We start from the raw sequence: 14,316 nt of genomic DNA on the forward strand, positions 1-14,316 counted from the left end.
TAAATTGGTAAGATGTTGTTGGTAAAGAAAATTAAAACGAAGTTGCTCGGACGAGTTCATGATAGTACTCCTAGAAAGGCCACCGACATAGGTGGCATCTAGTAAGTATTTAATATCAACACGTAGATGTGGTTTTAATCTGCCGCGCAGCGGCTTCGTTCAACAAACGCTTCAACCAAGGGGCGCAAAACAGCAGGCTTGTGCTCCTTCGTCGCTAATTTTAGCCTGCTATTTTGCGCCGGTTAAGCGAGGCGTTAGGCTTATGGTATGGTGCACTGTATGAATTTTCTCCTTCGTTTAGCTGTTTTGTTTGGGTGTTTATTTTTGGCTAGCTGTGATGGTGACCCTTATAGTGGTTTTGGCTGCATTGCTCCTGAGTCTCATCCTGCCGTAGCGCATGCTAGATCATTAACTACTAAGCAGCTAGAAACGATTTACAGTGAAACTCAAAAATTGAGCAATACATTAGTACCTGAGAGTTACAAAGCTCAGTTTATGAAGCCGGAAATTCCAGAAACCCTGAACTTCTTAAGTGCAGAATTAATCCGGGTGTATCGTTCGGAGGGGCCATATATTATTCTTGCAAACTGCTTCGATGAGAGAATTGAGCTTCGAGTTTCTGCATCAGGGGCTCCTGTAAAAAGGATTACTCTGTCTTGGGCAGAACCAACTAATGAGAATCCGTATGCAACTGGAAGTCAGGTACTCTGGGAAACAAATAATGATGCGTAGTCCACGCCTAACAAGCCAAGGCAAATTCGCCCTTCGGGCTGGACACGCTAACGCGCGCCTTTGCTTGGGGCATTATATTTTTAATCAACTTAAGAGTTAGAATCATGGATGAAAGAAGTAAATTATTTTTAGAACAATACCTTAGTTCCGTGCCCGATGATGTGGCATTAAAATATACCTCATTTAGCGCAGATTATTTCTGTGCAGATGAATACAACGCAAATCTTTGCGCAGACCTTGTTGTAAAAGGTGAAAAGACCGCAACTTGTAGCCTAGATATCTGGTATAGCGAGCAAGGTGAAACTATGCCCGAAGTAGGGCATTTGATGGTCGTAACAAATTGGAGCGGTGAGCCTGTTTGTATTGTTGAAACAACATCGGTTAGTAAGTGCAAATACAACGAGGTGACAGCAGAATTTGCTGCATCGGAGGGAGAGGGCGATAAGTCGTTAAGTTGGTGGCGAAAGGTTCATTGGGACTTTTTCTCAAAAGAATGTGAAGAGCTAAATATTAAGCCGTCAGAAGATATGCTATTGGTGTTGGAACGCTTCAAGTTGGTGAGCCCACAAAAGATATGACAAAGTATTTAAGAGTCATTCTCAACGCTTGGCATTTTTCATTCCATCGTTGAGTTCAGTGTTTACGGTGGTAAGGTTAGGTTTAGTGGTCGCGTTGTTCACACCTTAATGTAGCGTTATGTATCGGGAACTCTAATGAGCATAGATAGGTTAATTCAAACAACTAAAAACTTTTGGGTAAGTAAAGTGCCTTTAAATAGCTTATGACACCTTATTAGCACCGACTTATCGTTTATTCTGTTTACTTTCTCATCGTCTGCATACAACACAACGTGAAAATACTCCAGGCATCCTGCCTTTCGCCCTTCGGGCCTGCTATCGCAGTTGTAAAACGCTCCCGGCGTTTTGCTGATTGTTCATGACGGCATACGCATATACATCGATACAAAACACCTTTGCAAGTTCTAATAACTTATCTTCAATCCACTGTCTGCGATGCTCATAGTACTTACCTGTCGCTGAGTCTTCTTTGCATAAATAGGCGTGTCGCACGCATCGAGAAATACAATGACAAAATTTTTAGGGAAAAAATTTGAACAGCGAAGCTCGGTCGAAGGCTAAAACCCAAGGACGGGTTTTAGAAAATACTTGGTACCTGTGAAGCCAATGATTTTTTCGTGCTGTGGTCATGGAATGATCGCCTATCTTTTGAGATGATTTTTCAAAAGGTAGGCAAGGGATTGGAGTTGGTCATATTTGAGTGGGTGTTTGGGTTATTATTGACTGCTTGTCCCCGTTTAATCTTCTCTAATATTTGTATATGTCTTCATCGAGGGGGAAGTTTTCGATAGACCCCTTTAATTGCCAACGACGATTGACCAATTGCCCCTTTTGATAGTCGCTCGAGACCGTCTGGCCGTTTAAACCTGAACAGATAAAATTGTGGTTGCAGGCCTTAACGGTTTGATGGCTTTTGTGACTAAGCAAAGATTCGATTATTTTCCATTGTTGAGGATGCAAGTCTGCAAGATAACACTCCGTTACGCCGTACTTGCTGGTTCGCATTTGATGAACAGTGCCATTAAAGTTTGGCTGTTTTTCCTCCAGATAGGCGCTGATGGCTAGCCATTTGTCGCGCTCATCTGGTGGCGTCTGATCTCGTAACCACCAACCAGTGAAACTGTGACGATGAATATCCACCGCTGAACCCGGAGTCTTTTCCACCGTTCGACCACACACCTCAAGGCCCCAATGGGTCCAGTCAAGACTATCTTCACTTTCCCATTTCATACAGAGCTTATAATCGGTTGCTTGTGCCGACAAGGTCAGTCCGTTGCTCACTGCGGCTATTTCGACAAATCTTTGGCGAAATTCACCCAATTTTTCGTCAAAAGTCCCGTGGGTGATAGTGCTATCCCAAATATCGGTGAGCAATGGCTTGAGTGCATTATACAAAGGTGACATAGGATTGAGATTTTTGAGTTGAGCGTTGATGCGATCGTTCTTATTATGTTGTGTTGCCCCTTCAAACAGGCTGTTGATTCTGTTGATTAAATCATCTGCCGCGATGCCATTGGGGACATTGCCACCGCCTCTGAGTGCCCATTCCCAACATGCTTTGCCCAAGATTGGCTTGATTAACTGATGATCATCATCTCCCCAAATGCAATGGTTCAGGTCGCTTAGTTTTTGTTTGGTATTATTGTGGTTTGTTTCCATCGGTATTCCTCAAAAATTGATTAAGCTGTATGTCGTTGCACATTTTGCCCATTGGCGCCATTGGGTTGAAATATTCTGTTCGGCACCCAGTTGTTCTTATCCAGTACCACTTTGGCCATTAATTGCTCTACTACTTTGCTTTCGGTGTAAATCGACCATTCGCGCGGGTTTTGTGAGCCAGGTAAAATGGTATCAGTGACAAAGTCATGTAGTGGCGTGTTATTCACACTGACGTTCTTTTCGACATCGTATAAATCGCCGACGATAAAATCCCGGTTATAGTTAAGTCGTCTGGCTGCGGCACTGTTATCATGTTGAGGCTGTGCTTTGACTACAGACGCTCCGGTGCAAATCCGTATGCCACTTTGCGCGCGCTGACTGAGGTGATATGAGAAACTGGAGTCTTCATTTGATGTGACGAAATAAGGGCTGAAATTCAGGTGTAACTGATGCAATCTGGCAATATTCCATACTGAGCATTGCTGCACTAAACCGGTCGTTTGAAGGTCGTTGAGCGCAGCGACGCCGAGGTTTTGATTAACCAGAGTATTGATAAAGAAAACATCTGGCTCGTTGACCGTTGAGCCGCCAAAACCCATCGCTATGACATTGTCATCGAGCTGATCTTGGCAATTGTCAAATCCAGGAAATGCCCGAACATGGGCGACATTGTCATCTACCAACCAGCACTTTTGCCGTTCTGCCGCGATTGGAATTGCCGGTGCAGTGAAAAGGTTTTTAGCCAACTCAATCGCGGCAAAGCGAGAAACGCCAAAGCCCACCATAGTGTTGCCCCTTGGCACCTGACCATCGGGAGATGGATTGTTGTTGATGTCGAATGACCAACCGACCACAGTTATGCCGCTGCCGACCATTTTGGCGCGATATGTTTGATATTCCTTTTCGTGCACCAGCATGACCACTGTTCGATTGCCATCGTTGACCCTGTGGGGTTCAAACCAAGGCGTGGGACCCCAGGACAGAGCACGTAAATCGTTTGGATTGTCGAAATTGACTAAACCCAGTGCAGCCAATCGGTCTCTTGCAATGCCGCAGTGGTCTTGCAGCCACCTTGAACGATTGGAGGATATAACGATGATTGGCGGGGTTGCATTGGCGCCATTTACCGCGTTACTTAACGCATTCCAATCGGCACAGTAGAAATTCAAATTTGACGGTATCAAATTTCCTGCCTGTAATACATTGATTCGATTGTTAAACAGGTTGACATACAGTTGCTGATTGTCATCCTGTATCGGATTAGCGTTGACTGCAATAGGGGCGTACTTTTGATTGATCAGGTTGCCGCCATACTGGGCGTTGGCGTTCACGTTTATAGTCATTGAAGCCTCTCCATTCGTGATTAGTTATAAATTTAAAAGACACCCACTCAAACTTATAGGCATCTCCTCCAAATCCTCTTCCCCCTATAAAACCCGTGAAGGGCAAATTGGGTGTCTATGCTTTTTCCTAGCGCGCTGTTAAATTCGTGCGTGACCATTGCTCTAATGCTATGGTTACGCCGCTTTTTACCCACCTAAGCCACCGTGTTACATAACCCGCAATACACTCAGGAGAGGCACCTAGCTCGTAAAGCTGCTGGATTTTTGTAAGGTGATTAGCAATGGTTTTCCATGCTAGGTTTAATGTGTTTTTAAGCTGTTTAATTACAGCGTCACTGGCAATAAGTACCAACAGCTCGACACTAAACGGCGATGCTTGCCGAGTTGATTGCTGTGTATCACTGCCACATCTATGTGACCTTTTAAAAGGTAGGGTAATCCTACTTGCGTTGTTGCTTGGTCTATCTTAGTGATTAGTTGTATTAATCAATTGGGCTATTTGTTTACAAATCAGGGGGAAATTAGGTGGTTGCAATTTTTTTTGCACTTGCTGTTTTATAAGTCAAAGAAAATAGGGAGTAGTGACTTTGGGTGACTAAACGTTCAGTGGTCTAACAAAATTATGACGGGGCTTAGGTGAAAAAACAGCTAAGTAGAAATCAAGTTTTGCCATAATTGAGGTAATTTGTGTTTTTCTAAATTTGTTACTTATCTAATACGGAAATGTCCAGAATCTTCACAATGGGCACTTCGTAATTCGAAGTGCCCTAAAATGGGTTAATGTAAATACCCTAAAAGACTACTTTGAGCGAAAAGCGGACCTTCATCGCTTTTTGAGAGCGTTGCTTATTAGCTCCTTAACTAGCAACTTGTCCCTGTAGACATGGAAACGATCAAATGGGTCGCTTTTATATATTTGGTAAAACACCATAACCATAAAATTGTGATATATAGAAACATGTTATGATTTATGTTAAAACTAGCCCAATGAGATAGGCGATCCAACTAGTGGTATAAAAACGACCAAATGGGTCGATGTTAATTTGTTAGAAGGAATTTAAATGTCATTAGAACCTGACTACGCTAGTTATTCTTATGAGGATCTCTTGGATTTTTTTGAAAACATCGATCGAGAAAGTTTTCCAGAACGGTACAATAAAGTAGCAAGGTTGCTGGGGAAAGACATTAGAGCTGAGGTTTTAGCCGATGACACAATTGAAGTTGTAGAGGAGAAAACGGTAGTTCGCTCTGAATTAGCAAAAGCAGTTAAAGCAAAACGAATAAATGATTACTTCGATTCGTTGAGCGATTCAGGCTCAGAGCTTTATACTGGGGAATGTGATGCTGAGTCATATTCAGATGATGGCTCCGGTGACTAATTCTTTCTAACAAGGCGTTTTAACCAAAGGGCACAAAACAGTAGGCTTGTGCTCCTTCATCGTTTTTTGAGAATGCTGCTTTTATAGGTCCTTAACTAGCAACTTGCCCCATTAGGCATGGAAACGACCCACTGGGTTGATGTTAAACTGTTATGTTTTAAGGTAGAAATCGGATTTTGGAAAAAATAATTGCCATCGCTACATTCTTTTTTGGGATTCTATTTGTCGCTGCCGGCATCTTTTTGTTTGTGATGGGCGTTAAGGAACAAAAACTTGAGCCAAAGGTTTTTAGTTCATGGTGTAAAACTATTTTGGTTATTAGTATCTGCTTGTTTGCTGCCTACAACACATTAATAAGCGGTTACCTGAAAATGATAAATACGGGGTTATTAAATTGAGTATTTTTAAACATAACAAGCCAAGTCATCGGAAAACCACTCGCTGCTAGGGGCGTTATGTGCTCTTACAGGTCTGTGATGGATATACCAATTGAAGAAGAACTAAAATCTATTTGTATAGAGATAGTTGACCAAAATTACTCAACTCATCAATGGTCTGAAATAGAGTCAAGCGATATGTTTCAATCTCCATCGTTTGTTGGTGGCTTTGACGCTGATGAATTGGAGTTCTGCTTTAGTTATTTCGATGAGAATCGCATTGAATTTTGGTTTCAGTTTACTTTAGAGCAAGCAAAGTCTATTTCAAAAGGTGAAAGTATTAAGTTGTCAGGTATGAAACCTGAGCAAAAGCACATAACAAATACCTAAACCAAAGGACGCAAAACAGCAGGCTTACGCTCCTTCGTTGCTAATTTTATCCTGCTGTTTTATTGGCTCTATAAACTAGTTAGTTGCTCACAATTTTTGTTTGTCAGGTAGCCCGCGAGCAGTTTAGTTATCGATTGTTTTAACCAAGAAGGCCCCTTATCTGTCATATCATTGTGTTTTGCTTTGGGGATTTCAATCACACAGCCACCATAGTCAACTAGTTCTTGTTTTGAATAAAGTACTCCATGGTCTGCTGGGAAGTCACTTGCACGTATTGAGAGTGTGTTAATCTGTGGCTTGCGTGGCAGTGGCACGCGTCTATGATCAAGCGTAATCAAACCACTGATAAAGTCAGCTCCTTGATTACTCAGCAGTGAAGATATATCACCTCCATTTGAATGCCCCACGAGAAGTACGTGATTAAAATCATAATTCGGTAGTAAATTCATTAGAGACTTTTGAACGAACCTCAAGGTTTTTGCACCACGTTGCCAGTTTTCCTGTCGAGTTTGATATAAGTTACCTGATACTGACAGGGGCGGATCTGATTCAAGTTCATGTCTAATGGCGACCGATAAGTACCCTTGAGCGGCCAGCAGCTTGCTAATAAATTGGTATTCTTGATGTGATACGCCATACCCCGCGCTAATAAAAGCGACGTTACAGGGCTGGTGCTTAGTGCAGCGATTAGGCTGTTGCGGTGTTATAATCGCTATTGGGATCTTTCGTTGCCGGCCTTGGTCATAAAGCGAAGTCATGTCGGCTGGCGTTGCCAGCGTGTTTGTTGCTGCGCTGAGAAGTAAGGCAAGCAATACCGCTTTCATAAAAGTTCCATCTAGGTAGTTTTTGCGCAGTATACCTAAACAAAAAATTTAAGTAAATTTATGATAGTAAAGAGAATGCTCTAGCTGTAAATGGGGTTTACAGCTAGAGCATTGTTATTTTTCACCAGAGGCTAAATGTTGCCAAATTTACCAGCGTGATAGTCTTTAATAGCCTGATGCAGCTCTTCTTGCGTATTCATCACAAACGGTCCCATATGCGCAATCTTTTCATTGATGGGATGCCCGGCAAGAAGTAATAACCCCGACTCGCCGTTTCCTCCATGCAATTCAATTGGGTGTGCAGGGTCTAATGTAATCATATAACCAGATTTAAAGTATTCATCCCTGAGCGCTCCAGAATGGACATAGGCAACTACCTTTCCAAAATGTGATAAGTCTATTCGAATGGCGCTGTTGGCCGGCAGAGTGATATCACTTATCGCTCCATTACCAGCCAAATCATTTAGTGCAGAAGAAATATGTTGATCTTCTAAGTGCCATTCTCCGGCAAGTGCTGTCAACTTTGCTCCAGATTGGTTAGTAATGCTGGGCAGTACTCTATCACTTGAGTCTTGATACTTAGGTGGATTCATTTTGTCTCTGGCAGGCATATTCAACCAAATCTGAAATCCATGCATGCCATATTGGGCATCGGCTAGTGGCATTTCAGAGTGAATAACGCCTCGGCCGGTACTCATCCACTGCACTTGACCTGCGCGAATTGCTTTTTTGTTTCCCATTTGGTCTTGGTGCTCAAATCCCCCTTTTCTAATGTACGTAAAGGTTTCAATGCCTCTGTGAGGATGTGCAGGAAAACCACCTATAAAGTCTTGAGTGTTGTCTGATTTTAGTTCATCGATCATGAGAAATGGGTCGATACTGCGTCCATCGAATCCGGATATTCGACTAATTTTTACGCCCGCCCCATCTTGTGTCGGTTGTGCTTTAGTAACGTTTAAAATCTTCATTGTGATCTCAATGATTAATTATCAATGAAGCTACTTTAAATTTAATTTTTATAGAATAAAATTGCGAAAAAGCGATGCGTTTATTCTTTTTTAAAGAATGAAGGCTAGGTCAAGGGAAGTATTGGGTATTCTTTATTATTTGCTGTTCCGCTTGTGCTATTAGTTTTGCAAGCTCCCCCGGGTGTTTCATTTCAATAATCTTGTCATTTACCAGTGGCACGAGATGTTTTTTAGAGTGATGAATATAGTGAAATAGCTCGAGGACGGCCAAGTTCTTTTTGATTGGCACAACGTTCGTGATGCCCAGCTCATCCAGATGAACTAAGCCATCAATTCGATTGGTAAGTGCAACGTCTGCGAGCCCAGCTGAAACCAGCCTTAAAATCTGTTTCGTCGTATCCATATCTTCAACGTATTTCATCCCTTTGGTGATGTTATTGGTATGTTTGACACCCCTTACTTTGACGATATGGTAGTTTTTTAAATCCTCTGCTGAGTTAATTTTTACTCGACTGTCTTTGCGCACAAACGCCATAGTTTCAAGGTAATAGTAGGGCGTTGGCACACGAATGGTGCTAGGCGTTTCCTCGCCGTAGCTGAATATTCTCATGATTTCGCCATGCTTGAGCCCTGTTTTGGCTTCAAATTGTGCTCTTTTGCCAGGTAACGGTGTAATGGTGATGTCTATATCTAAACGTTTATAAATCTCAGGGAGTACAATGCGGCCAATTTCTTGTTCAATTAAGTAGTTTATTGAAACAAAATGATAAGGCTCTGCTAATAGAGGTTTGGTGAATACGAGCAATAGAACTGCAAACAAGTACTTCATTCGTTATTTTATTGGCTTTTGGTTGTTTAACAAGGTTAAGTATAGCGTACTGATTGCTTAAGAAAAGTAGCACCTTTATTTGTTCCAATAGAGGGGATTCGGGTGGCGAGTTTGGTATACTCACTTGGGCTTTTAGATGTGAATAAGCTCTTCTAGAGTATAGAAATGATCTATGGCACCGTCATTTAAGTACCTTTAACGAATACCCAATGATCTTTGCAGCGCACTTTGAGGAATATATGGCAGAAAAAAGTAAGAAAGTTCCCTCGTCACGAGTATCTAGATTGGCACACTTGGGGGGCTTAGCTGGTAAAGTCGCTTCTAATGTGATGATTAGTGGCGCGAAGCAAGTGTTGTCAGGGAAGCAAGTTTCTCGTAAAGACTTGCTGCTACAACCTAAGAACATTCATGCTGTGGCGGATAAATTAGCACATATGCGTGGAGCTGCAATGAAGCTGGGTCAGTTGCTGTCAATGGACGCAGGAGACTTATTGCCTAAGGAGCTTGCAACATTGCTAGAAAGGCTTCGTGCTGATGCTCAGCCAATGCCTCATAAACAATTAATTGCACTGTTAAAAAGCAATTGGGGTCCAAACTGGCTCGACAAGCTAAGTCACATAGAATTGAGAAGTTTTGCAAGAGCATCTATTGGTCAAGTTCACGAAGCAACAACAGAATCAGGCCAGAAAATCGCGCTAAAAATTCAGTATCCAGGGGTTGCAAATAGCATTGATAGCGATGTAGACAATGTAGCAATGCTGATAAAGCTGTCTGGATTGATGCCTAAGCAAGTAGCTTTAGAGCCGCTGATGATGGAAGCAAAAAAGCAACTACTGGTTGAAACAAACTACCAAGTTGAAGGGCAGCGGTTAGTGGAGTTTGAAGAAGGGCTTAAACCCTATTCACAGTTTAAGGTTCCGCAGTATTTACCTGAATACTCCACGGATAGCATTTTGGCGATGGAGTATGTAACAGGACAACCTTTGGATGACTTTAAAGATGCAAATGTTGAGCTTCGGGATAAGATTGCCAGTGATTTAATTCTGTTGTTTTTCATCGAAATGTTTGAGTTGCAAGCCATACAAAGCGATCCTAATTTGGCTAATTATTCATACAATGCCCAGCAGCAACAATTGGTATTATTGGATTTTGGAGCATCTCGGAGTATCAACAAGGCACTGGCTGAAGGTTATTGGATGCTATTAAAGGCGGGCTTAAACCATGACCGAGCGCTTATGACGAAAGCGGTACAGCAAATAGGGTACTTCGGTGATCAAATTGATGATGCATACAAAGAAATCGTACTAGAACTTTTCTTTATGGCTACAGAGCCCCTGAGAGCACAACAACCTTTTAATTTTGCCACAAGTGATATTGCTATGCGGATAAGAGACAAAGGGATGTCATTGAGCGCTCGTGAGGGGGAGTGGCACACACCGCCAGTGGATGCGCTCTTTATTCATCGTAAATTGGCGGGCATTTATTTAATTGCTGCGAGACTTGGTGCCAAAGTAAACGTCGCAGATCTGTTTAACCGTTTTGAAAAACCAACAGTTCTATAGCCTATTTCGGAGTGTGTTGGCGCTTTATTGCATACTCCTTCCTTGTCTTATTACTGTTCAAATCTCTTATGACGACTAAAGTGCCACAGAATTTAAAACAGGTATCTCTATAAATACGCTGTTAGCCTGACAAAAGTCATCTGATTTTGTGACAACTCTCACTCCATGATAAGCACGCCTTTATTCATACTCAATACATCAAGTGTAAAGTTCAAGCTGATTAGGACTAAGGGAAAGAGATGGATTGGGCAGTCAATTTAGAACAAGTGCGTTTTTCATACGCTAATAAAGCAGCCATTCGCGGCATAACCAGTCAGCTTAGGTCTGGCTGCATATATTCCATTATTGGAGAAAATGGCGCGGGGAAAACAACCCTGATAAAACTACTTTTAGGTCGATTGAGCCCTGCATCAGGTCAAATTTCCGTATTAGGTCATGAGCCTGGAGCCACGGAAGTAAAAAATGACGTGGGTGCCATGTTACAGGTGGGCGCGTTACCGAATAATGTTCGAGTGATTGAGTTTATTAAGCTTTTCCAGAGCTACTACAATGCCCCTATGAGTTGGCAAGGGGCTTTACAGTTAGCTGAACTAGAGCGTCAGAAGTTAACATTTTTTGGCGAGTTATCGGGTGGTGAAAAGCAGAGATTGTTGTTTTGCTTAGCGTTGATTGGCAACCCTAAGTTGGTTTTTTTAGACGAGCCGACATTGGGCATGGACGTACATATGCGTAGGCGGTTATGGGCACGTATAGTTCAACTTAAACAAAAAGGCACAACGGTTATTTTGACAACTCATAATTTACATGAGGTGGAGTCAGTTGCTGATGAGGTGTTGATATTAAGAGCTGGAGAAGTGGTTGCACAAGGTACTCCTAGCCAACTAAAAGAAAATCTTCAGCGCAGTGAGCTACGTTTCTTGAGTGATTATGAAGAAGAGAAAATTAGAGCTTTACTTCCAAGTTTTACGGTCCACAAGGAGGGAAATCAAGTTTACATTGCAACTGATGATGTTCCCCAAGTTATCAGCCTATTACACCAACACAATGTGGTAATGAAAGAGTTATCAGTCTCACCGTTATCGCTCACTCAAACATTTATGGATATCACACGAGGGGAGCTACCATGAAAAGCACTGTCTATACGTTATTTTTAGAAACTAAATTGGACTTATTGTCAGCGCTCAGAACTCCGAGTTTTGCTGTTCCTGCATTGGCATTTCCTGTCCTTCTCTACCTCTTCTTTGGCATCTTTATGGTCCAAGATAGGCCTCAAGACAGCGTAGAAATCAGTACTTATACGATGGTCAATTACATGGTTTTTGGGCTTATGGCGCCGTCATTGTTTAACTTTGGCGCACATATTGCTCAAGAAAGAGAAAGCGGATGGCTTGAACTTAAACTGATCTCACCTATGCCAGCCACATATTATTTATTTGCAAAATGCTTGAGTGCGGTGACATTTACTCTGAGTATTTCAATGTTGCTGTTTTTATTTGCGGGGTCACTTGGTAATGTAAAACTAGAGCTTTTTCAATGGGTGTTACTATTGCTATTAGCCGTTGTGGGCACAGTGCCATTTTGCCTACTTGGCCTTATTTTAGGTCTTAAATACAGTGCAAAAGCCGCTTCTGCCATTACCAACTTGGTATTTTTACCTATGGCAATGCTTTCTGGACTTTGGCTGCCGATATTTTTGATGCCAACATTTATGCAGCAATTTGCTTGGGTACTACCTAGTTATCACCTATCTCAACTAGGGTTGGCGAGTGTTGGATTGGGGCAGGGGTATAGTGCACTTTTCCATTTGTTTGCTTTGTTTCTTATGAGTACCATTTTTTTGTTCACGGCTGTGGCGCTGTATAAGAAGAGAGGAGTGTCATGAAGAAAAAGGCATCGTCCCTGAATAAGATATGCATATAGCATGTTTCCATCCCAAAGATGTCTATGTAACAGCTTAGGACATATCTTACGAAAGACTGTCAAAGATTGTACAGAACTGGTTAAAAAGTGTAAGCGAGCACTTGCTTATTGCAAGGGCTCTTTTTTATTAACCTACTACAAATAGAAAGTATCGTAGACATTGTTTTGTCTTGATACTGTCCATACTTCTTCCATAATTTATCTTCAGACTATTGCGTGTGAGTAATTTGAGAGTAGGTGTGGTGATGAAAATAATACTTGGCTTCGTGGCTTTGGTAAGTGTCTGTAGTGCAGAAGTTTCTGCGTCAGAATTTGTTGATGTAAAGTCAAAAGTGGCGAGTATTGAAACCGAAATCAGATACTATGGAGAAGATAATTTTGTAGGCCAACGTATCGATGGGTATTTAGCACCAAAATGCTTACTCAGCCCTGAGGCTGCGATAGGCGTGGCAAAGGCACAACAAGCGTTAGGTGAGTTTGGTCTTGGTTTGAAAGTGTTTGACTGTTATCGCCCTCAACCTGCTGTGGATCACTTTGTACGTTGGGCTAAAGTACTCCATGATACTAAAAATAAAGCTAAGTTTTATCCAGATGTACCCAAAAGTGAGCTTTTTGAGCGAGGCTATATTGCAGCGCGATCTGGTCATTCCCGCGGTAGTACCTTAGATGTGACCTTGATAGATCTTAAGACTAAACGAGAGTTAGATATGGGCTCTGGTTGGGATTACTTTTCACCAATATCATGGCCTAGCTACCAAGGCATTTCTGCAGCTCAGCGTGCTAATCGCATGCTGTTGGCGCAAGTTATGCGCGGTGCTGGTTTTATTGGACTTACCGAAGAATGGTGGCATTTCACGTTGTTGAATGAACCTCATAAAGAGCAATATTTCACTCATCCTGTACAGTAGTTTCTAGCTTAGGAACTTGTTTTGTAAACAAAAGTAAATTGTAAATATTGAACCAAGTTATTGAGTTGCGTAAGTCAAGCAGAACACTTCATCTCAATGTGAATATTTTGTGATTATAAAATGGCACTAATAACTTGAATAACTTTGGTTCACCATTTATTGTACCTAAATGATCTATAATTGTTAAAATAGTGATATGTATAAGGGATTAGCCAGCGCAGCGTTATTGCTAATAGGGTGCCTCTTTTGGGGAGTCTTTAGTGATGTATGTGCAAATGGATTGAAATACTACGCTATGACCTATGCTGGACAAGGAGCGTTGTCACCTAGCTCCAAGTTAGACGAGCTGCTAGACGAATCCCATGAGAACTACCTCGTTATCAATAAAGCGTCTACCGATGCGAGAAAGGCCCTGATAAAAAACCATCAATATATCAGTCAGGCATATATTGAGTTTGATATAAGGCGTATTAAAACATTAAAAAAACAAGATAGTATTGCCTTTTATGTGCCGCAGCTTCAACGTAGTTTTATTGTTTCAGTGAATGAGGTACGTAATGAAAAGTTGGGCAACTTGTTAGTCTTAGGGCATTTGCTTGATGATCATCAAAAGCGTACCGTACTTGAACTCAAACTGTCTGGGTTATCTGTCTCTGGACGTTTTAAAACACTCAGTGGGGAATACTTGTTTCGTTCACATGCACAATATGGCTGGATAGCTTCAGAGTATGAAGGCCATCGACGTTATCTTAAATATCCTGAGTCAGAGCAACCATTGGATACAATCGCTCGTAAATAATTGTATATCAATCTTTTTTCTCTACTTTGCCCCTTCTATTTGCACAGT

At 41.8% G+C, this 14,316-nt stretch carries 13 protein-coding genes and 2 pseudogenes; 9 read left to right on the top strand and 6 right to left on the bottom strand.

Annotation, left to right across the window (positions count from 1 at the left end; genetic code table 11):
• Positions 1–279 precede the first annotated feature (279 nt).
• Positions 280–732: a hypothetical protein gene (locus tag N475_RS17200; RefSeq protein WP_063365663.1), complete on the top strand. Its 453-nt coding sequence runs from the start codon at positions 280–282 to the stop codon at positions 730–732.
• A 104-nt stretch (positions 733–836) separates the two neighbouring features.
• Positions 837–1,310, top strand: a complete 474-nt coding sequence (locus N475_RS17205; RefSeq protein WP_063357382.1) for an ASCH domain-containing protein — start codon at positions 837–839, stop codon at positions 1,308–1,310.
• Between the two features lie 164 nt (positions 1,311–1,474).
• Here the strand turns inward: N475_RS17205 and N475_RS26090 are convergent.
• The 3 genes and pseudogenes from N475_RS26090 to N475_RS17215 form a co-directional block, all read right to left on the bottom strand.
• A pseudogene (locus tag N475_RS26090) lies at positions 1,475–1,814 on the bottom strand (hypothetical protein); the annotation flags it as partial.
• Positions 1,815–2,057: 243 nt separating this feature from the next.
• On the bottom strand, positions 2,058–2,969 hold the full coding sequence (locus tag N475_RS17210) for a hypothetical protein (RefSeq protein ID WP_063365664.1): 912 nt from the start codon (positions 2,967–2,969) through the stop codon (positions 2,058–2,060).
• A 20-nt stretch (positions 2,970–2,989) separates the two neighbouring features.
• A complete protein-coding gene (locus N475_RS17215) occupies positions 2,990–4,153 on the bottom strand; it encodes a hypothetical protein (protein WP_155732596.1) in 1,164 nt (387 codons plus the stop codon).
• Positions 4,154–5,373: 1,220 nt separating this feature from the next.
• Between N475_RS17215 and N475_RS17225 the strand changes: the two genes are divergently transcribed.
• A complete protein-coding gene (locus N475_RS17225; protein ID WP_063365666.1) occupies positions 5,374–5,691 on the top strand; it encodes a hypothetical protein in 318 nt (105 codons plus the stop codon).
• Between the two features lie 455 nt (positions 5,692–6,146).
• Positions 6,147–6,458 carry a hypothetical protein gene (locus tag N475_RS17235; protein WP_155730903.1) on the top strand — a complete coding sequence of 104 codons (312 nt, stop codon included), beginning with the start codon at positions 6,147–6,149 and terminating at the stop codon, positions 6,456–6,458.
• 68 nt (positions 6,459–6,526) lie between these two features.
• On the opposite strand, the gene N475_RS17240 is transcribed toward N475_RS17235, so the two are convergent.
• The 3 genes from N475_RS17240 to N475_RS17250 form a co-directional block, all read right to left on the bottom strand.
• Positions 6,527–7,282, bottom strand: a complete 756-nt coding sequence (locus N475_RS17240) for an alpha/beta hydrolase (protein ID WP_063365667.1) — start codon at positions 7,280–7,282, stop codon at positions 6,527–6,529.
• Positions 7,283–7,413: 131 nt separating this feature from the next.
• Positions 7,414–8,250 carry a pirin family protein gene (locus N475_RS17245; RefSeq protein ID WP_063365668.1) on the bottom strand — a complete coding sequence of 279 codons (837 nt, stop codon included), beginning with the start codon at positions 8,248–8,250 and terminating at the stop codon, positions 7,414–7,416.
• Between the two features lie 109 nt (positions 8,251–8,359).
• On the bottom strand, positions 8,360–9,079 hold the full coding sequence (locus N475_RS17250; protein WP_063365669.1) for a substrate-binding periplasmic protein: 720 nt from the start codon (positions 9,077–9,079) through the stop codon (positions 8,360–8,362).
• A 209-nt stretch (positions 9,080–9,288) separates the two neighbouring features.
• Here N475_RS17250 and N475_RS17255 point away from each other — a divergent pair, with 209 nt between their 5' ends.
• From N475_RS17255 to N475_RS17275, 5 genes and pseudogenes are all read left to right on the top strand, one after another.
• Positions 9,289–10,641, top strand: coding sequence for an ABC1 kinase family protein (locus N475_RS17255; RefSeq protein WP_405127473.1), 1,353 nt, complete (start codon positions 9,289–9,291; stop codon positions 10,639–10,641).
• Between the two features lie 239 nt (positions 10,642–10,880).
• Positions 10,881–11,768: an ABC transporter ATP-binding protein gene (locus N475_RS17260; protein WP_063357392.1), complete on the top strand. Its 888-nt coding sequence runs from the start codon at positions 10,881–10,883 to the stop codon at positions 11,766–11,768.
• 92 nt (positions 11,769–11,860) lie between these two features.
• Positions 11,861–12,523: pseudogene (locus N475_RS17265) on the top strand (ABC transporter permease); the annotation flags it as partial.
• Positions 12,524–12,806: 283 nt separating this feature from the next.
• The gene (locus N475_RS17270) at positions 12,807–13,469 is read left to right on the top strand and encodes a M15 family metallopeptidase (RefSeq protein ID WP_081215944.1); all 663 of its coding nucleotides are present in this window, start codon (positions 12,807–12,809) and stop codon (positions 13,467–13,469) included.
• Between the two features lie 196 nt (positions 13,470–13,665).
• Complete coding sequence (locus tag N475_RS17275) at positions 13,666–14,268, top strand: hypothetical protein (RefSeq protein ID WP_155730904.1); 603 nt, start codon at positions 13,666–13,668, stop codon at positions 14,266–14,268.
• The last annotated feature ends 48 nt before the right edge of the window (positions 14,269–14,316 follow it).

The sequence above is a fragment of the Pseudoalteromonas luteoviolacea DSM 6061 genome, assembly GCF_001625655.1.
Lineage (GTDB): Bacteria > Pseudomonadota > Gammaproteobacteria > Enterobacterales > Alteromonadaceae > Pseudoalteromonas > Pseudoalteromonas luteoviolacea.